Annotated in this window: 20 protein-coding genes; 11 read left to right on the forward strand and 9 right to left on the reverse strand. The window is 61.7% G+C overall.

What is annotated here, in order from left to right; all coding sequences use genetic code 11:
- Positions 1-5: 5 nt before the first annotated feature.
- Positions 6-1,172, reverse strand: coding sequence for an acyl-CoA dehydrogenase family protein (locus CQ14_RS08860; RefSeq protein ID WP_057857527.1), 1,167 nt, complete (start codon positions 1,170-1,172; stop codon positions 6-8).
- Between the two features lie 126 nt (positions 1,173-1,298).
- Here CQ14_RS08860 and CQ14_RS08865 point away from each other — a divergent pair, with 126 nt between their 5' ends.
- A complete protein-coding gene (locus CQ14_RS08865) occupies positions 1,299-2,222 on the forward strand; it encodes a LysR family transcriptional regulator (protein WP_057857528.1) in 924 nt (307 codons plus the stop codon).
- A 608-nt stretch (positions 2,223-2,830) separates the two neighbouring features.
- On the opposite strand, the gene CQ14_RS08870 is transcribed toward CQ14_RS08865, so the two are convergent.
- Positions 2,831-3,040: a cold-shock protein gene (locus tag CQ14_RS08870; RefSeq protein WP_057857550.1), complete on the reverse strand. Its 210-nt coding sequence runs from the start codon at positions 3,038-3,040 to the stop codon at positions 2,831-2,833.
- Positions 3,041-3,477: 437 nt separating this feature from the next.
- On the opposite strand from CQ14_RS08870, the gene rpsU reads away from it, so the two are divergent.
- The 3 genes from rpsU to CQ14_RS43415 all read left to right on the forward strand — a co-directional run bounded on the left by rpsU (position 3,478) and on the right by CQ14_RS43415 (position 4,490).
- Complete coding sequence (gene rpsU / locus CQ14_RS08875; RefSeq protein ID WP_057857551.1) at positions 3,478-3,744, forward strand: 30S ribosomal protein S21; 267 nt, start codon at positions 3,478-3,480, stop codon at positions 3,742-3,744.
- A 101-nt stretch (positions 3,745-3,845) separates the two neighbouring features.
- Positions 3,846-4,088, forward strand: a complete 243-nt coding sequence (locus tag CQ14_RS08880; protein ID WP_057857529.1) for a DUF6894 family protein — start codon at positions 3,846-3,848, stop codon at positions 4,086-4,088.
- Between the two features lie 93 nt (positions 4,089-4,181).
- Complete coding sequence (locus tag CQ14_RS43415) at positions 4,182-4,490, forward strand: hypothetical protein (protein WP_156434792.1); 309 nt, start codon at positions 4,182-4,184, stop codon at positions 4,488-4,490.
- A gap of 172 nt (positions 4,491-4,662) precedes the next feature.
- Here the strand turns inward: CQ14_RS43415 and CQ14_RS08885 are convergent, their stop codons facing one another.
- On the reverse strand, positions 4,663-4,866 hold the full coding sequence (locus CQ14_RS08885) for a hypothetical protein (protein WP_057857530.1): 204 nt from the start codon (positions 4,864-4,866) through the stop codon (positions 4,663-4,665).
- Between the two features lie 591 nt (positions 4,867-5,457).
- On the reverse strand, positions 5,458-6,363 hold the full coding sequence (locus CQ14_RS08890) for a dihydrofolate reductase family protein (RefSeq protein WP_245320264.1): 906 nt from the start codon (positions 6,361-6,363) through the stop codon (positions 5,458-5,460).
- A 384-nt stretch (positions 6,364-6,747) separates the two neighbouring features.
- Between CQ14_RS08890 and CQ14_RS08895 the strand changes: the two genes are divergently transcribed.
- The 5 genes from CQ14_RS08895 (at position 6,748) to CQ14_RS47580 (ending at position 10,284) form a co-directional block, all read left to right on the forward strand.
- Positions 6,748-6,990: a hypothetical protein gene (locus tag CQ14_RS08895; protein ID WP_156434794.1), complete on the forward strand. Its 243-nt coding sequence runs from the start codon at positions 6,748-6,750 to the stop codon at positions 6,988-6,990.
- A 177-nt stretch (positions 6,991-7,167) separates the two neighbouring features.
- Positions 7,168-8,388 carry a vanadium-dependent haloperoxidase gene (locus CQ14_RS08900; RefSeq protein ID WP_063800325.1) on the forward strand — a complete coding sequence of 407 codons (1,221 nt, stop codon included), beginning with the start codon at positions 7,168-7,170 and terminating at the stop codon, positions 8,386-8,388.
- A 4-nt stretch (positions 8,389-8,392) separates the two neighbouring features.
- Positions 8,393-9,418 (forward strand): hypothetical protein, encoded by a 1,026-nt coding sequence (locus tag CQ14_RS08905; RefSeq protein WP_057857533.1) that lies wholly within the window; start codon positions 8,393-8,395, stop codon positions 9,416-9,418.
- Positions 9,419-9,574: 156 nt separating this feature from the next.
- Positions 9,575-10,189 carry an alpha/beta fold hydrolase gene (locus CQ14_RS48175; RefSeq protein ID WP_199805477.1) on the forward strand — a complete coding sequence of 205 codons (615 nt, stop codon included), beginning with the start codon at positions 9,575-9,577 and terminating at the stop codon, positions 10,187-10,189.
- On the forward strand, positions 10,153-10,284 hold the full coding sequence (locus tag CQ14_RS47580; RefSeq protein WP_283807214.1) for a hypothetical protein: 132 nt from the start codon (positions 10,153-10,155) through the stop codon (positions 10,282-10,284). Before CQ14_RS48175 ends, CQ14_RS47580 begins: the two co-directional genes overlap by 37 nt.
- Positions 10,285-10,931: 647 nt before the next feature.
- On the opposite strand, the gene CQ14_RS08920 is transcribed toward CQ14_RS47580, so the two are convergent.
- Positions 10,932-12,410, reverse strand: coding sequence for an FAD-dependent monooxygenase (locus tag CQ14_RS08920; RefSeq protein ID WP_057857535.1), 1,479 nt, complete (start codon positions 12,408-12,410; stop codon positions 10,932-10,934).
- A gap of 255 nt (positions 12,411-12,665) precedes the next feature.
- On the opposite strand from CQ14_RS08920, the gene CQ14_RS08925 reads away from it, so the two are divergent.
- Positions 12,666-12,830 carry a hypothetical protein gene (locus CQ14_RS08925; protein WP_156434796.1) on the forward strand — a complete coding sequence of 55 codons (165 nt, stop codon included), beginning with the start codon at positions 12,666-12,668 and terminating at the stop codon, positions 12,828-12,830.
- A 202-nt stretch (positions 12,831-13,032) separates the two neighbouring features.
- On the opposite strand, the gene CQ14_RS08930 is transcribed toward CQ14_RS08925, so the two are convergent.
- The 3 genes from CQ14_RS08930 to CQ14_RS08940 form a co-directional block, all read right to left on the reverse strand.
- Positions 13,033-13,221, reverse strand: coding sequence for a hypothetical protein (locus CQ14_RS08930; RefSeq protein WP_057857537.1), 189 nt, complete (start codon positions 13,219-13,221; stop codon positions 13,033-13,035).
- Between the two features lie 221 nt (positions 13,222-13,442).
- Positions 13,443-15,056: a DHA2 family efflux MFS transporter permease subunit gene (locus CQ14_RS08935; RefSeq protein ID WP_057857538.1), complete on the reverse strand. Its 1,614-nt coding sequence runs from the start codon at positions 15,054-15,056 to the stop codon at positions 13,443-13,445.
- Between the two features lie 4 nt (positions 15,057-15,060).
- A complete protein-coding gene (locus CQ14_RS08940) occupies positions 15,061-16,272 on the reverse strand; it encodes an HlyD family secretion protein (protein ID WP_057857539.1) in 1,212 nt (403 codons plus the stop codon).
- Between the two features lie 101 nt (positions 16,273-16,373).
- Here CQ14_RS08940 and CQ14_RS08945 point away from each other — a divergent pair, with 101 nt between their 5' ends.
- A complete protein-coding gene (locus CQ14_RS08945) occupies positions 16,374-17,057 on the forward strand; it encodes a TetR/AcrR family transcriptional regulator (RefSeq protein WP_057857540.1) in 684 nt (227 codons plus the stop codon).
- A gap of 11 nt (positions 17,058-17,068) precedes the next feature.
- On the opposite strand, the gene CQ14_RS08950 is transcribed toward CQ14_RS08945, so the two are convergent.
- Positions 17,069-18,268 carry an adenylate/guanylate cyclase domain-containing protein gene (locus tag CQ14_RS08950; protein WP_057857541.1) on the reverse strand — a complete coding sequence of 400 codons (1,200 nt, stop codon included), beginning with the start codon at positions 18,266-18,268 and terminating at the stop codon, positions 17,069-17,071.
- Between the last annotated feature and the right edge of the window lie 28 nt (positions 18,269-18,296).

The following is an 18,296-nucleotide window of genomic DNA, read 5'->3' on the forward strand; positions in this document are numbered from 1 at the left end:
TATACTCAGTAGGAGCGGGGCAGGCCGAGCACGTGCTCGGCGACGTAGGACAGGATCAGATTGGTCGAAATCGGCGCGACTTGATACAGCCGCGTCTCGCGGAACTTGCGCTCGACGTCGTATTCTTCCGCGAAGCCGAAGCCGCCATGCGTCTGCACGCAGGCATTGGCCGCTTCCCAGGAAGCATCCGCCGCCAGCATCTTGGCCATGTTGGCTTCCGCGCCGCAATCGAGACCGGCCTCGTATTTGCGGGTGGCTTCCTTCACCATCAGTTCGGCGGCGCGCATCGCGGCGTAGGCCTTGGCAATCGGGAACTGGATGCCTTGATTTTGTCCGATCGGGCGGCCGAACACTGCGCGCTCCTTGGCATAGGCGGTGGCCTTCGCAATGAACCATTTGGCGTCGCCGATGCATTCCGCTGCAATGAGAATGCGCTCGGCGTTCATGCCGGACAGGATGTAGCGAAAGCCCTTGCCCTCGTCGCCGATCAGGTTTTCGGCCGGCACCCGCATATCCGTGAAGAACACTTCCGTGGTGGCGTGGTTCATCATGGTGCGGATAGGGCGGATCTCCAGACCCTTGCCCTTGACTTCGCGCATGTCGACGATGAACACCGAAAGGCCATCGGTGCGCTTCTTGGCCTGCTCCTTCGGCGTGGTGCGCGCCAGGAGAATCATCAGGTCGGAATGCTCGGCGCGGCTGGTCCAGATCTTCTGGCCGTTGACGACGTAGTGGTCGCCGTCGCGCTTGGCGACGGTCTTCAGCGAGGAGGTGTCGGTGCCGCTGGTCGGCTCGGTGACGCCGAACGCCTGCAGCCGCAATTTGCCGCTGGCGATGCCGGGCAGATACTTCGCCTTCTGGGCGTCGTTGCCGTGCCGCAGCACGGTGCCCATCGTGTACATCTGGGCATGGCAGCCGCCGCCATTGCAGCCCGCGCGCTGGATCTCTTCCAGGATCGCCGCCGCCGCCGAGAGCTTCAGCCCGGAGCCGCCATATTCCTCGGGGATCAGGACCGAGAGGTAGCCGGCCTCGGTCAGCGCATCGACGAACTCCTTCGGATACGCCATCTGGCGGTCGAGCTTGCGCCAGTATTCGCCGGGGAACTGGGCGCAGAGTTTTGCGACGGCGTCGCGGATGTCGTGGAATTCGTCTTGTTGCTCTTGTGCGGTCATTGGTTTTTCTGGCGATGGATGGTGTTGATGTCAATTGCCTAAGGCGCGGGCCGTTGCGAAACGGCGGCAGGGCCCCTATGCTGAATTGTTATAGCGTATGAACCTGCCTTCGAAGATTGGCAAGTAATGGATATCAGGCAGCTCAGGACCTTCAGTTGCGTGGCGGAGCTCGGCAGCCTCAGCAAGGCTTCCGACACGCTGCGGGTAGCGCAGCCGGCGCTGAGCCGCCAGATCAAGCTGCTCGAGCATGAATTGCGCGCCGAGCTGTTCACCCGGAACGGCCGCGGCATGGTGCTGACGGATGCCGGCCGGCTTCTGCTCGCGCGCACCGCGGGCATCGTCCGGCAGATCGACCAGGTGCGTGACGAGATCCAGTCCGCCGGCGGACCGCCGTCGGGCCGCGTGGTGCTCGGCCTCGTGCCGACCGTGAGCTACGTCATCTCGGCGCGGCTCGCTCGCCGCACCGTCGACACCTATCCGGGCATCTCGCTCTGCATCGTCGAAAGCTACAGCGGCCATCTGACGGAATGGCTGCACCGCGGCGAGATGGATCTGGCGCTGATCTATGGTCCCTCTAGCGATTTGCATCTTGCCGTGCAAAGCCTCGGCCGCGATCCCATCGTCGCCGTCGGGCCGCGCGGCAGCGGCCTTTCGAAAAAGAAGCAGGTCGATATCGGCTGGCTGCTGAAACAGCGCCTCGTGCTGCCTAGTCATTCGCACGGCCTCCGCGCGCTGATCGAGCAGGCGGCGGCGAAGAAGAAGCTGAAGCTCGACGTCAAACTGGAAGCGGACTCGTTCCGGGTGCTGACCAGCCTGGTCGAGGAGGGGCTCGGATACACGCTGCTACCGCCGTCCTCGGTGCGCCAGGAAGTCGCCAGCGGCCGGCTGGAAATGGCGGCGATATCAAAACCGTCGCCGATGCGCGAACTGACCCTTGCGTCTCCCATCGATCATCCCGGCTCGACTGCGATTGCGCTCGTGAGCGAGCTTCTTCGCGACGAGCTGATCGCCTGCCGTGAAGAGGGCCTCTGGGACATCAGGCTCGCCTGAGCCGATGCCGGGCCTTGGGATTGGCTTAGAACAAAACGGCTAGGGGCGGCATTCTCATCTGGCTACAGCAGTCATGCCGCAATTGTATAGGGGGCGGTGCCGGCTTGCCGGACGATGGTGCTGGCCTTTAACCGAGGACTTCGCGTCCAAGGTCCGCAAGCTTCCCGATGATATTCAAGGGGTCGCATGCTCGTTTAGCGGCATGTCTGGCAATGTCCCCAGCGGATAGCGGAGAAGGCACTCACGCGACGGGACGACGGCGCGGTCTTGAGGTCGGTTGCCTCTTCCTGCTTTTCACTGCCAATGCGCCGTGTTGATCAGGTAGGGCTTCGCGCCTTGCCTCTGCAGCTTCCCTCAAAGCTCGCAAGCGCGCCATGTTTTCGCGAACAGCAACAGCCCGCCGCTCGACATCCGCCATGGCCTGCTTTCCTTGTTCGGCTGCAATCCTTTGACGGTGCGCTCTGGCGATGCTTTCAGGGGAGGGGTCGCCAGGTTTCCTGCCAGCCATGCGCTTGCCTTCCCACTCCAATGACAATAACCCGCTCAACCCCTAGAGTTGAGCGGGCATGACGCCTTTCCAGTACATCCGTGGAAAGGCGCGGCCGGCTTTAGGCCAGCGAAAGATTTTCCGCGCTTACCTTACCCCGCATCGGGTCGGTCTTGATCTCGAATGTAACCTTCTGGCCCTCGGCCAACCCGGCAAGTCCGGCGCGCTCGACCGCGCTGATGTGCACGAAGACATCAGTGCTGCCGTCGCTCGGCTGGATGAACCCGAAGCCTTTTTGGCCGTTGAACCATTTCACAGTACCAGTCGTCATTTCTTTCTCCAAAGCGCGAGCATGTCGCGCAACCATCATGCGAGCCAATTCAACGTCGTCGATGTCTTTGGAAAAGGAGCCCGCGGGCGCGATCAACAAGGCACAGCGGCTAATCGAATAGTTGCGACGTATACAACTATTGCGGTTTTTCAAGGGCCGGACCAACTTATTTGCGAAGCATCCAAGCAGGTCAATTTCGCTTCCCCGAGCTTCGACGGATTGGATTGCGGATGGCGAGTTCCGGTTGACACGATCGGCCCGGAGTGGTCACGTTCTGTCACCAAAGCGCTCGTCGCACTGGGATAGCCCCGGTGCTTCGGATCGGTGAAGCAATCGCCGACGCGGTCATCCTCACATCGCCGTTCATCGAAGTTCCTGTGCAATTGGCTGGCAACAGGACCCGTCCTGTTTACCAGCCCAAACGCGAGGATCGACTCATGCAAGTAATCGTCCGCGACAACAATATTGAGCAAGCCCTGCGCGTGCTGAAGAAGAAGATGCAGCGCGAGGGAGTATTCAGGGAAATGCGTAGGCGCCGGTGTTACGAGAAGCCGTCAGAGGAGGCTGCAAGAAAGAAATCCGACGCTGTACGCCGGATGCGCAAGCTTGCGCGAAAGCAGGCGATCCGGGATGGTTTGATCGCGGCTCCGGCGGCGAAAAAGAAGGTAATCAAGCAGCCAGTTCCTTCAACGATAAAGTCATGACAGGAACATTAGAAGGCTCGATCACTTGTCTGCTATCGCGCACGCGACACGCAGGAGCGCCAAGATAAACCCCTGCCGGCTCCCAACAGAAGGAGAGCCCCATGATCCGCTACTACTTTGACATAAGGGATGGCGAAACTCTCTACGCGGATGAAGAGGGGGTGGAGCTGGACGATCAAACGGCGGCTGAGGTCGAGGCCGCGACTGTTCTTGCTGGCTTGGCGAGGGATCTCTCTCCGCAGGGCGAGCGGAATCACATGGCTATCGAAGTTCGCACAAGCGCAGGACCAATTTTCCAGGCAGCATTCATCTTCGAGAGCGCTCAGCCTAAGGAACAGCATTAGTACATGTCCGTTGTCTTGCGCTTGGATCACTGCATCATGTCGAGACCAACTAAAGCAAGGAAGCGGGAGCGAACCGCAACAGGACGCGATCCGATGATGGGATTTCGCGCCGCCCCCGTCCTGCGAGCATCCATTGTGAGATGGGCCGAGAACCAACCCGATAAGCCTACTCTTTCAGAGGCAACGCGCCGTCTGGTTGAACTTGGTCTGGACGTGAAAGTAAAAGGCCGGTTATCGGGCAAAGATCAGAAATTGCGGGCTCGGGAATTGGCTGCCAATGCAATCGATCGCATCGCTGATTCAAAAGCATCTGCGGAGGATCGGGCAGACCGTAAGCGCCGGCTAATTAAGGGGCCGCAAGAGTTCCGTGAGGCCCGCGTTGATCGTCCTAAGAAGAAGTGATTGCAATGGACGAAAGAATTCCAGCAGCCAACCAGTACGCTGCTTCTATCCGGGCAAATGCAATTACGATTTGGGCCGGCAGTATTTCGATGTGTGATTGACTGCGCGGGCAGACGCGGAGCTCGAGTCGTTACTATCCTGTATCGAGATGGTGGCTTCCCTTGCCTTTGCCCTATGTGAACAAGCGGTCGGTCGCTTTATCGAGCCGTTTGTCCGAACCGCTCGCGTCACTGAGATGACCAACCAACTCTCCGGATACTCGGTAGATGTTGATCCCTTTGAGGTCATATAGCTTCGTGCCATGACGGTCGAAAATTTCTCGACCTACTAGGGTGCCGACGCGCATACCCTTGCTGTTGAATATGTTGCCTGTCATCAGAGCCTCCTTGCTTGAGGTCGAGCCGCGAGAATTCTGCGCTCTTCGTTGCCGTGTCAGAGTAGCTTTTGCAGGAGCGGCTTCAGTTCACCGCGCGCGCACTTTTGCCGGGCACAAGGCACCCCAGTCGCTCATCGAACTGGCTGCGTTGAGCCTATGCCGGGATCAGCGATCGTCTCCCGGTTGTTGCCACAAGCGGAACACCGCCATTCGTTGACAGCCCCCGTGGATAAACAGGTTGATCCGACCGGAGCAGTGACAACGTGTCCGCAGGTACAGGTATTCGTCCCTCGTGATGGAGAGCGGCGCGGCCCGTCGCTGACCATCCTGGAGGCCCACCGACGCTCGAACCTTCGCTGAAAATGCAATGGATAGATAATCGAACTCATAGGCTCCCTCCTGTAGGCGGCGGGAGCACTGTACGGTCTCTCAGTCACCGAAGCCGTTTTTACGATCAGTGATACTGCTAATATAGAGCGTGAGCCATCCTATAGCTAGCCGAAGCTCTCAGAACTCGCGTCCGCGATGGAACAGGGGTAGGTGATGATCGCCTCAAACTGGGCGCCGATTTGGCTGCCCTGCACATAGCGGTCAATAATCCCGACAGCAGTAGTTCCCCACTTGGCGCGGCAAGCTGCGCGACTTTATCGCAGCTATTGAAAGCCGCGCCGTCACCAACGAGCAGTGCTGGATTTGAAGAAAGCCGCGTTTGGTCTCCGCGCAGCGGCGCTTGCCGTTCCTTTTAGCCAAGGCGTGAGCCGCCGTCTCCTTCGAGCTAGGTGGTGCTTCAACTGAGTGCGCGCTCCACGGCGTGACGCAGCCAGACCATTCCGCCTTCAAGTGTCTCGCAAGCCGGCGCGCTTGCCCGGCACCGGGCCGGTCACCCTCCGGGCCGTGGTAGTCGATAATGCTCTGGGTTCCGGCGACGCCGTCCACGGCAGGAAAAATCAAGGTGCTGAACTCGTCGATCAGCCTGTGCTTGAGGAAAGCGCCGTTGATGCTGGCGCCGCCTTCAAGCAGCAGCTTCTTCACGCCGAAGATTGAGCCGATGCGCTCCATCGCGCCGGCCAGATCATCGCCCTTCGGACCCGCAAATACATAAGACGCTCCGTCCATGCGCAGTTCTGCAAGATGGGCGTCCGAGACCTGCTCGCCGAGAACCGCCACGGCATGATCGCCGCCCACATTATCCTTGCCGTAGTGCACGCGTCCCGATGGATCGATACCGATGGCCAGTTTTTCGCCGCCGCGATTGCCGAGATGGGCTTCGCGCGCAACCTTCGGCGCATTGGGGATCGCCCGTTCGGATCCTTTGGTCATTTCGCTCATGGTTTTGCGGCCGACGATCCATCCGTCGGCGCCAAAGCTCTCGTGAATTTTTTCATAGTGTCCGCGCAGGACAGCGGACGAGACGCCCGCTGCGGCCGATGTAAAGCGGCTGGGATGAAGGCGGCCGTCAATCGACGTGCTCATGTGACAGATAATGGAGGGGCGCATAAACAGACACTCGCTCGCTGAGTTACCCAATTGCGCACAGATGAAGATATTCCTTTGGGCACGCCGCCTCTACCATGCATAGGCAGCCGGCGCCTCGCCGCCTGGGCCGGGCGGCAGACCCCTTGCTTCAAAACCCACCGCGCCGCAGAGACAACGTCCGGAATATATCTCGCTCATGGCAGTATTCCCGTTTACGTAGACCCCATTGCGTGCCCACGCATCAAGGCCGAGACGGTCACGCCGGATCCGAATGTTTTGAAATTGGGACACCTTCGTTGTCGGATCTGTGAATTCGCGTCACCGATACTTGCCGCATCGCTGTTGAACTTTCGCGAGGTTCCCGTGACCTAACCTAAGGGGGGCTTTCGGACCACGGAGGCTCTGATGACGAGGCATCGAACGATTACCGGGTTCGTGGCTGTCGCCCTGCTCGCTGTCGCCGCAACGGCCGCCACCATGAAGTCGCACTTGCATTGGACCGACGGCACTGTCGTCTCCGCTGGCACGACTGCGAAAGGCCTCTCGGTTGATGCGAATGAGCTCCCGGCTGCGAGTTTTGACGACCGTTGGTCGGCGATGACGGCTCCGGCAACGGATACGGCCGAGCGCAAGCTCGACGATCGCTAAATGCTGTCGCAATCGGACGACTTGGCGAAGTCTGCAATGGACTCATCGTCGTTGGACGACGCTTTCGCATGATGGGCGCGATTGCGGCTGTGCGCACGACAAGATGATTACGGAGGTACATTCACACCCCATTTTTTGGAAGTCATTTCGAAAATCCAACTTTTCGAGGAGGCAACGATGAACGTGCTGAAAGTTGCAATCGTCGGCCTGGCCCTGATTTCAGCCAATACACCGGTCCGCGCTGATGTCATCGGCGACTGGAACAACACCGCCATGGACGTGATGAAGGCGGTCAATGTCGCCGGTAATCCATGGACGCGCAGTATGGCGCTGGTGAACGTGTCGATGTCCGACGCGGTCAACTCGGTGCAGAACCGGTATTCGCGTTACATACCGGAGCTTCCAGCCAACCCGAATGCCTCGGCCGAGGCTGCGGCCGCAGCGGCGGCCCGCGAAATTCTCATGCGCCAGTATCCCGGCCAGAAGGAACGGATTGATGCAGCCTTTGCGGAGACGATGAAAAACATTCCGGACAATCCGGCAAGGGCCGCAGGTATCGATTTAGGCAAAAGCGCTGCGGACGCCGTGTTCACGGAACGGCAGAGCGACGCGACAAATATGCCCGACACCTACCGCCCGCTTACGACGCCCGGCGTCTGGGTGCCGACCACGCCGCCAATCTTCCCGCAATATGCGACGGCCAAGCCGTGGGGCATGGACAGCGCCAGTCAGTTCCGCCCGGCTCCGCCCCCGGCCCTCAACAGTGCGCTTTACGCGCGCGACTACAACGAGACCAGGGAAATGGGCGGCGTGAAAAGCACGAAGCGGACCGACGCGCAATCCGACGCCGTGCGCTTCTGGACACAGGCCAATCTTGGGCCCGCATGGTTCCAGGCGGCCAGGCAGGCTTCTGCGCGTCACAATCTCTCCGTAGCAGATAGCGCGCGCGTGTTCGCATTGATGTCCATGGCTCTCGCCAATTGCTTCATCGTCGATTGGGACGCCAAATTCCAATATAATTTCTGGCGGCCTGTCACCGCGATCCGCAACGGCGACCAGGACGGCAACGATGCGACTGAACGCGACGCCGGCTGGCTGCCGCTGAACACCACGCCGATGCATCCGGAATACCCGTCGCAGGCGGGGATCAACGCGGGTGCGGCGCGAGGCGTTCTTGAAGCTGTTTTCGGCAACGGAACGGAAAACTTCACGGCGACCGATACGTCCGACGCGCGGCTTTCACGCCAGTTCACCAGCTTTGCGCAGATGGCCAAGGAGCACGAAGAGGTCCGCATCTGGGGCGGCATTCATTTCCGCAATTCGCTGGAGGTCGGAGACGCGATGGGGCGCAAGGTCGCCGATCATCTCGTGGCAAATTACATGAAGCCTGTGCGGTAGGCCCATGTTCGGCGCCATCTCAAGGCGCCTGGTGACTGGCGGCGCGCTGCTGCTCGCCGCCTTCCTCGCCGCTGATGCCGCTGACATCGACGACGATCTGCCCGACCTTGCTGCGCAGATCGCGCAGATGGCCGCCGAGGTCGCACTGGAGTTGCAGCAAGTCTGTCCGCCCGCGTCACCTTCGGACCAGGCGGCCTTCGACCGATGCCGGCGCAGCCTGTTCGGCGACTCCGCGCTGCGGCGCAGCCTCGCGCCGCGGCTGCTGTGGGGCCGCCGGAATCAGGACGCCGCAGCAGCGCTCGAGAACACCAATCTCACGCAGTTTGCGCCCGATGTGATTGCCGGCCTCTATCTCTCGCTGTTCATGTACAGCGGCGAATACAGCATCGAGTATGTCGGGCGCGAGCGATTGTACCTGATCCGCCTGCGGGCAGGATTCCGCAACCGGCTGCCGCCCGGGCAGTTTCCCTATCCCTTCTGGCACCACGAGGAAAAGTGGGGTGTTTATCAGGCCGCGAACTCGGTTCTGCTCTGGGTCAATCCAAAGACCGCGAAGATCGTCATCGGGCAATTTACCGAGCGCGGCAGCGACAGCCCTGTTGTCTCAACGCAACCGATATCGCCAAAGTTCGATGGCAAATGGATGTGGATGGACAAGGAGGGACGCATCCAGCCGCGCGTAACGCTATTCGACGGATTGTTCCGGCAAGACAATCCCTATCTGCCAAGGCTCGACTCCACCTACAGGACGTTGGCGCTGCGAATGCGCGATGCGCAATGCGATAATTGTCACGTGCCGAACAACCCCATGCCGATGCGCCGGCTGGTGCTGATGCACACACCGGCCCACGCGGCAGGCGAGATCGCCCGGTTGATGAAGGCAGTGCGTGCGGACAAGATGCCGCTCGACGATGCCGGCGCCGAGCAGCCGCTCGAGCCCGCGCTCAAACGTGCGCTGCTCGAAAGCGGCGCAGCTTTCGAGGAGTTGGTGAAAGCCGCAAAGGATTGGGAAGCGGCACACCGGGATTGAATGGCACCCGACTGATCCGGCCGCAGCGGTAGCCCAACTCGAATTGAAGCGAGCTCGATGAAAGCCACGTGGTCGGCTGCGAGCCGTGTCGAGCTTGTGCCCGCGCAACCCTCGGCGGTATCATGGCGCCGAGATAATTCGGTTTGCGGAATTCGTATGAGTCTCAATTTCGTTCTTGTGCCCGGTCCGTTGGTTCGGGCATTGAGCTGGGAGCCTACGGCAGAAGAGCTGCGGAAATCGGGACACAACGTCCAGATACCTGACGTACTCGACGACCTGCCATCGCCGCCGGCCTGGCGCGAATGGACGTCGCACCTGCTCCAGCGCATCAAATCGTGTCACGAGCCGATCCTGGTCGGCCACAGCTCCGCCAGTGCGCTGGTCGCAGATCTTGCGCACCGGCTGCCCTGTCGCGGTGTCGTCATCGTTGACGGCGAGGTGCCGCCGTCGCGTGGCCCTGCCACGCCTGTCCGGCTTGCGCTTTTCGATTTCATCAGAGGCCTCGCGGCCGACGACGGCACGCTTCCGTCTGGTCACGATGGTTCGCCGGCGACACCAAACGCGCGTCCCTCGTTGGCCTGGACCTGCTGGCGAGAGACCCGATCGCCTTCGCGGAATTCGAGCGCGGACTACCAAAACTATCGGTCGATTGGTTCGACGATACGATCGAACTCGCCGGCTGGGATCACATTCCAGCCGGGTTCATTCAATGCTCGCCGATCTACGATCACGCCATGCTGGAAGCGCAACGGCGGGGATGGCCGGTCGTGAAACTGGAAGGCACGCATCTCCATCCAACGCTGGTACCGGCCGAGACCATGCACGCCATCCTGTCGGTGTCGCGCCAACTCGCTAACTCCATCTGAGCTTGCCGGAGCGACGGCAGTCAATTTCCGTCGCCGCTATCAGCATGCCTTCAGTTCGTGGCAAAGCGTTTAGCCCGGCATGCGGCAAAGGCTCCACGTCTGGAATTCAATCGGGGAAAAGTGGAAATTTTCTCGTGGCGGTTGGAGGCATCGCAGGCTCGCTTCGATACGCGTCTGGATCAGGGGCCGGCTGCTGTCTTGACCGAGGCGCGCACCCGGCGGCGATGTCAAAGTTTGTTCGGCCCTACTAACAATTCGTGAGTTACGAGCGTTCGGCGCTACACATATGTTTGGGAGCGACGCATTGGAATCTGCTTTACCAGCTGCATGCGTGACCCGATCAAAGAGCCGAAATACTGGCGAGAGCGCGCCCAGGCGACGCGCGCGAGGGCGAGGAGATACCACGATGTCGGACAAACTCGGCGACTGTTGCGGGTCGCCGAGGAATACGACAAGATCGCTGACCGCGCTGAACAGTGGCAGAGCGCGGGGAGATCCGCAAACAGTCGGCTTAAAGATGCCGACAAAGTCGTCGATTGATTGTTAGACCGCGCTTGCGTTCGAGCGCATGGAGCGTCTCATCTTGGGAGAAATCGGCAAGAAATCGGCAATAAGGGTAAAAGGGCCGCCGGGGCGGCCACGCGTCGCTACGCCGCGGCGGGCGGTCCGAACCACATCGTCAGCGCATCGGTGAGTCCAACTTGGGTCTGGTCTCCAACCCAGGCCACATGCCCGTCGGGCCGGATCAGCACGGCGCCGGGAGCTGTGACCGGGCCAAGCACCGGAAGCTCCCACGCACCGGCATACTGCGCGTCGATCTGCCGTACCCGATCCGCCCACGGCGTGATGTCGAGGCCGCCGGGCTCCCCGAGGTTGAGCAGCACCGGCTGGGCTTTGTGCAGCAGGGTGTAGATCCGCAGCGGGCCGCCCGCGGTGATCAGGTCGAGATCGGGCATGCGGCGGCCGAGCAGGGGGTGTCCCTCGCCGAGGTCGTAGTGGATGTCGAGGCCGGACATCATCGCGGCGATACGTTTGCGCGGCGCATCCATGCCGAGCAGGTCGGACATGGTTTCCTGCAGGGCCTTGACGCGGTCGTCGGGGCGACGCATCAGCGCGACTTGCGCCATGGTATTGCGCAGCACGCGCGCCGCTACGGGAAAGCGCTCGGCATGATAGCTATCCAGCAGGCTTTGCGGCGAGGTCTGCTTGACCACCTGGGCCAGCTTCCATCCGAGATTCACCGCGTCCTGCACGCCGGTGTTGAGGCCCTGTCCTCCCGCGGGGTAATGCACATGCGCGGCGTCGCCGGCCAGCAGCACACGCCCCTGTCGGTAGGACGCCGCCTGCCGCGTCATGTCGGTGAAGCGGGAGATCGAGGTCGGACTGTGGATACCATAGTCGGTTCCGTAGACGGCGACGAGCGCCGCGCTCAGATCGCACAAGGTGGGCTCGCTGGTAGCGCCAATCTGCTGCTCGGTCACCATGACCCGGACCGGCCCGCCATCCTCCATCCTGCTCAGGCCATGGATGCCGCTGATGTCGTGGCGCATGCCCCATTCCGGCTCCGCGGCGACCTCGACCTCGGCGATCAAATGGCTGGTGGTCGGATCCCAGCCGGGGAAATCGATGCCGGCTGATTTACGGATCAGGCTGCGGCCGCCATCACATCCGACGAGATACTTCGCCCGCAGCGACTTTCCGTCGGACAGTGCGACGTCGACGCCGACTTCGTCCTGCGCAAAGCCCGTCACCTCGCGCCCGCGATAGACCGGCACCGAAAGCTCGTCGACCCAGCCGGCGAGGATGCGCTCGATATGATTCTGCCATAGCGCCAGCCCGTAATTGTGCCGGGTGGGAAAGTCGCTGATATCAAGACGGATAAAGGCGAAGCCGGCGACCTGGGCCACCTGTCCCTGCGACAGGAACCGGTCGGCGATGCCGCGCTGATCGAGCACCTCGATGGTGCGGGCGTGCAGCCCGCCGGCGCGCGAGCCGGTGAGGTCCTGGCCGGGGCGACGCTCGACAATGGCTACGTCGATGCCCGCCAAGGCAAGCTCGCCGGCCAGCATCAGCCCGGTCGGGCCTCCGCCGGCAATAATCACCGCATGATCGGTCAATGCACCCATTTCGTCACCCCGCAGGTTGTAGCTTCGGCCGGCGGTTGTACAGGATGACCGGGGTCTTGAAGCAAGCCCGTTACGCCCCACATATCTGAGTGGGAAACATCGTTTTTGATTGCCGGGCTATCCTTGCAGCTGCCGTCGGCTTGGCAGGCTCATCCGCGATGTACTCCGCGGGATAGGTGAGGGGGCGCGGCGAGGCGATCTCGTCTCCTTGTGCTGAACCTTCGGCACTTATCGCCCGACAGGCAGGTCACCGAGATGACGATTCGGCTCAGCATTTCTCCTGCGATTTGTCGGCCGATCGAAAGTCCGCCAATCAATCGCCTGGCGGCCAGCGCGCAGCGCGTCGAGAATATGGGCGGCAAAGATACAGCGCTCACCATTGCCAGAAACGCTACCATCATTTTGATAAAGCCAGATTGATCTGATCGGAGACTCTCAGCCGCACGGCGAGCCGGGCGATTCTATCTCCAACATCGGCGCTCGCGATGTAAGGCACGCCCCAGGGTGATTGGCTTACGGTTTCCCAAAATTCGCGTAGCCGCCCGACACGCCGATCTCTGACATCGCCTGCAATGCGAGCGGAGTTGATTGCGCCGATCGAGATGCGCGGCGATGACCATGATCACGATGGAATCTCGTCGGTGCGAAGCGCACTGGCCCGACCGACCGCGGGAATGGTCAGTGCCCTGGCCGCCTGCTCCTTCAGGGGAGCGGCCGGCGGGAAAATGCTGTCGTAAATCGCGCGAGCTTCTCGAATAAGGCGGATGCGCTCGCGCTCAGATCTTGGGATAAACTGGATAACCTGGCCCATATTTCACTCCTTCCAATGACAGGCACTCAAAGATGACGATCATCATAGAAAATGTGACTGGCGACCGATCTTTGAAGCCCTGCAGGCGATAACGAAGGACTAAAAAGTTCGTGATGGCTGCAAGCTCCCCCGGCCACGTTCGGCAATCGTGTTTGTCATTGAAATCTCCTCGTCAGTGCTGGATGAAGCGCAGTTACAGTTCGGCTTCCGTTCGAACATCCTCAATGCGCGCCGCCCGCTGCGGCACCCTTCGGCTTGCTGGTCAGGAGAAGGGCGATGCCCGCCAGCACCAGTACGATGCCGACCACTGCGAAGGTGTCGCTGAAGCCCATGATCAACGCCTGCTGCTTGACGGTCTTGCCGAGGGCAATGATGGCCTGATGGCGCGCACTGGCAGGATCGCTCATGCCATGCGCCATGAAGTAATCCGTCATCGTCGCGATCCGCTGGCGCACTTCCTCGCGCCCGAGATCGACGGCCTGGCCGATGATGTTGGAGTGGAATTGCTCGCGCTTGGTAACGATGGTGGAGAGCATGGCGGTGCCGATGGCGCCGCCGAGGTTGCGCATCATGTTGGAGATGCCGGAGGCGGCGGCTGCATCCTGCGGCGCCACGCTGCCCAGCGAAATCGCGCTCAGCGGCGTCAGCAGAAGGGCCTGGCCGACGGCGCGGACGATGTTGGGGATGAAAAGCTGGTCGCCGGAATAGTCGAGCGACATCGCCGTGTTCATGAAGGAGCTCGCCGCGAAGATCGCGGTGCCGGTAAAGGCGATGAAGCGGATGTCGAAGCGCTCCATCAGCTTCGGCACCAGCGGAATGAGCAATAGCTGCGGCAGGCCGGTCCACGCCAATACGGTGCCGATCTGCTCGGCATTGTAGCGCTGCACCTGGCCGAGATAGGCCGGCAGCAGGTAGATCGAGCCGAACAGCGCGAAACCGATAAAGACAGCGGCAACGGTGCCGAGCCCGAAGTTGCGTTGGGTGAGCAGGCGCAGGCGCAGCAGCGGCTTCTCGACGATCAGTTCGTTGGCAACGAACAGCGACAGGCTGACGGCGGCGACAAGCGCCAGCTTCACGATGAAGGGCGAGCCGAACCAGTCGTTCTTGTTGCCTTCCTCCAGCACCGCCTGCAGCGCGGAGAGGCCAAGGGCCATGGTGGCGATGCCGAACCAGTCACCCTCGCGCAACAGGCCAAGGTTCAGCGGCTGGCGCTCGAGCGTGAAGTAAAGCGTCGCGACCATCACCGCCGTCGGAATGACATTGACGAAGAAGATCGTCTGCCAGCCGTAATTCTCGGTGAGATATCCGCCGATGGTGGGACCGATCGCCGGTGCAAACGTCACCGCCAGCGAGAACATCGCGAGCCCGATCGGCTGCTGCGCCTTCGGCAGCTTGGTGAACACCAGCGTGAACGCCATCGGGATCAGCACGCCGCCGAAAAATCCCTGGAAGGCGCGCAAGGCGATCATCGTCGGCAGGTCCGTGGCGAAGGCACAGGCGACCGAGAAGGCGGCGAACAGGGAGGCAAAGCTCAGCATGATGTTGCGGAAGGAAAACACCCGGCTGAGATAGTCGGTCAGCGGGATCACCACGATCTCGCCGATCAGATAGGAGGTCGAGATCCATGATCCGTTGTCGACGCCGGTGCCGATGCCGCCCTCGATATTGAGCAGCGAGGCGTTGGTGATCTGGATGTTGAGGATCGCCATGAAGGCGCCGATCATGGCGGCGAGGATGGCAATCCACACGGTCGCGCTGGCGCGGCCAGGTAGCGCGGCCGGCGCGGCTATTGCACGCGGCGCCGATGCTGGATGGGTGAGGGCAAGGTCCGACATGGCATCACCTGTTTGAGGCGAGCTGCGACGTCACGGGGTGAGGGGGCGCAGGTTGCGGGCGAACCGCTGTCGCGGTGTTGGTCTGAATGCTGGGAACGACCGACATGCCGGGCCGGAGAGCCGCATCGGCGCCGTCGAGCACGATCTTCACGGGAATGCGCTGCACCACCTTGGTGAAATTGCCCGTGGCATTGTCCGGCGGCAGCAGCGCGAATTCCTGTCCGCTCGCCGGCGCAAGACTGTCGACATGGCCATGCACGGCCTTTCCCGGGTACATGTCGACTTCGATATCCACCGGCTGGCCGGCGCGGACGTTCCCAAGCTGGGTTTCCTTGAAATTCGCGATGACATAGGCGCCGTTCGACGGCACCAGCGACATCAACTGGGTGCCGGCCTGGACGAACTGCCCGACGCGTAACGTGCGATTGCCGACAACGCCATCGATTGGAGCGGTGATGGTCGTGTAGGACAGATTAAGTTCGGCCTGTCGTTCGACCGCCTTGGCGCGCGCGTCGGCTGCAACGGCTTGCGCCAGCTCGGCCTTCAGCAGTTCGACCTGCTTTTGCGCAGAGGCCAGATTTGCCTTGTCGCGCTCGATGGCGGCAAGGGCGGTGTTGTCGCGCGCCTGCGCGTTCTGCGCATTCTGCACGCTGCCATAGCCGGTCGCGGCGAGGTCGGTATAGCGCTTGTTTTCCTGAGCGGTGAAGACCCGCGCCGCGATATCGACGTCCAGCGTGGCCCTGGCTGCGTCGATTACGGCCTGCTGCACGTCGAGCTGCGCGCGCTTGCTTTCGACCGCAGCCTCGGCCGCGGCGACATCGGCCTTGGCCTGATCGAGCGCGACCCTGAAGTCGCGGTCGTCGATCCGCGCCAGCACCTGACCCGTCTTCACATGTTGGTTATCGCCGACCAGGGTCTGATTGAGATAGCCGGAGACCTTCGGGGCGATCGTGGTGTTGTCGGCCTTCACGTAGGCGTCATCCGTCGAAACCAGAAAGCGACCGACCGTCCAGTAGTCCCAGCCATACCAGGATGCGGCGACAAGCGCGGCGACGGCGGCTCCCGCCAGCAAAACGCGCTTCAAGCGGCCCTTTCGGTCGGGCTCGGGCCTTGCTGCCACAATCTCGTGGGAGGGAGCGGGGACCGGAACCTGCGATTGGCCGGTTTCGGCCGGAAGCTGTTCAACAGACTGGAGAGAGGCGGTCTGGGCGCTCATGGCGGCCCTCCATTAATTTGGAAACTTGATATTTTCCAAAATAAAGCCCATATTCGGACTGTCAATGGAATGACAGGCATCAGCTAAAGGCATGGCTCGATATGGCGATCACGAAGGCGAGAGTGTCGGGCGGAAGTGCGGTATCGAAAGCACCGCGTGGTCGCGGGCGACCGCAGGCGCGGTCCGACGATGAGACGCGCACCGTGATCCTCGATGCCGCGCGCCACGAGTTCTCGTCTACCGGCTACGCCGCCACCAGCATGGAGAGCGTGGCGCGGCGTGCCGGCGTTTCCACCAAGACGCTGTACCGCCTGATTCCGAACAAGTCGGCGTTGTTCGAGGCGATGATCACGGACCGGCTCGATCGTTTCGCTTCCGTGGTTCGCCTGAAGGCGTGCGAGGGGACCGACATCAAGGCGGCGCTATGCGCAGCGCTGATCGCCTGTGGCGAGTTGATCCTGGACGGCGAGGTGATTGCGCTTCAGCGCATGATCCTGGGCGAGAGTGAACAATTTCCCGAGATTGCGGATACCTTCTACACCAAGGCGATCAAGCGAACCGAAAGCACGCTGGCGAACTGGTTGAAGGCGCAAGCGAAGCGTGGCCTGATCGATATCGAGAATGCGGAGGTCGCTGCCGGCATGTTGCTCGGCATGCTCGCGTTCCAGCCGCAACGCGCCGTGATGTTCGGTCACGCGCCAGCGCCGGACCGCAACGAGCTCGAGCGTCGCGCGCAAGTCGCGACCGGCCTGTTCCTGAGCGGATGCGCGCGTGGGCCAGCCTAGATCATCGGCGTTCAGCCGTGATAGGCGAACAGTTCGATCGGCTCACTGAATCCGCGCACCGGATGTTCGCCGACACGTTCGAGATCGAACTCGTTTTTGGCCAGCTCGGCGAACGCTTTCGATAGCAGCACCGTCCTGCCCAATTGCTTGGTGAGCGCCTCGAGCCGCGAAGCCATGTTGACCGCGGGACCGATGACGGTGAAATCGAGCCGGGTGCGCGACCCGATATTGCCGTACATGACGTCGCCGACGTGGATGCCGATGCCGTAGTTCAGCGGCGCACGGCCGGTCTTTCCGTTCGCTTCGTTCAGGGCGATCATGGCCTGCCGGGCATCGGTCACGGCGCGCAGCAGATTGGCGCAGGCCGACGGCTGGCTGAGCGGAAAAATGGCGAGCAGGCCGTCGCCGATGAATTTCAGTATTTCGCCGCCATGCCGCACGATCGGCTCCGACATCGCGTCGAAATAGCCGTTGAGGAGATCGATGACGTCATCCCGCGGCCAGTTGTCTGAGATCTTTGTGAACTCGCGCAGATCGCAGATCATGATGGCGGCGCGCACCGTCGTGCCGCTGCCGCGCCTGGTGGCGCCGGCCAGGATGAGTTCGCCGGCGTGTGATCCGACATAGGTTTCGAGCAGCGTTCGCGCCAGCCGGTTCTTCATGCGGATTTCGCTGACCAGCGCCAGAACCGGCAGCAGCTTTTTTAGGCCGGCGATATGCGCGTCGTCGAAACCGCCGGGGCAGTCGGTTGCGAAGGTCACGATGTGCCGCTTGCCGAGCGTGTGGTACAGCGGCCAGGCGACATAGTCGGTCAGGCCTTTCGCCCGCATCTCGTCGTAGAGAGCATGCTTGCGGCCAAGCTGGGAAGCGCGTTCGAGGTTCTCGCGCACCTCGGTGGCGCCGTCATGGATTTCGTTGGCGGGACTGCCGATGTATTCGGATCGCTCCCTGACATCGTAATCGACCCTATTGATCTCGGCCTCGCGCATCCCGTCCGCCCAGATGATGCGGGCGCCAAGCCATTGCGGATGATAGATCAGGAGATGAAGCGTCGCCCGCTTGACCGGAATGCCCGCGTGCTGAAGCCGCACGCACAGCTCGGCGAAAATATTGTCGATGAAGCGCTGATCGCGCGTTTCGTTCGTCAGCCAGTGCACGACGGCATTGTCGGAATCGGCGGGAACGGGATCGATGTTGCGGGGCGCGTCCATTTCTTCGTCCTCGGCGGTGAGCTCGGTC

The organism is Bradyrhizobium lablabi, assembly GCF_001440475.1.
Classification (GTDB): domain Bacteria; phylum Pseudomonadota; class Alphaproteobacteria; order Rhizobiales; family Xanthobacteraceae; genus Bradyrhizobium; species Bradyrhizobium lablabi.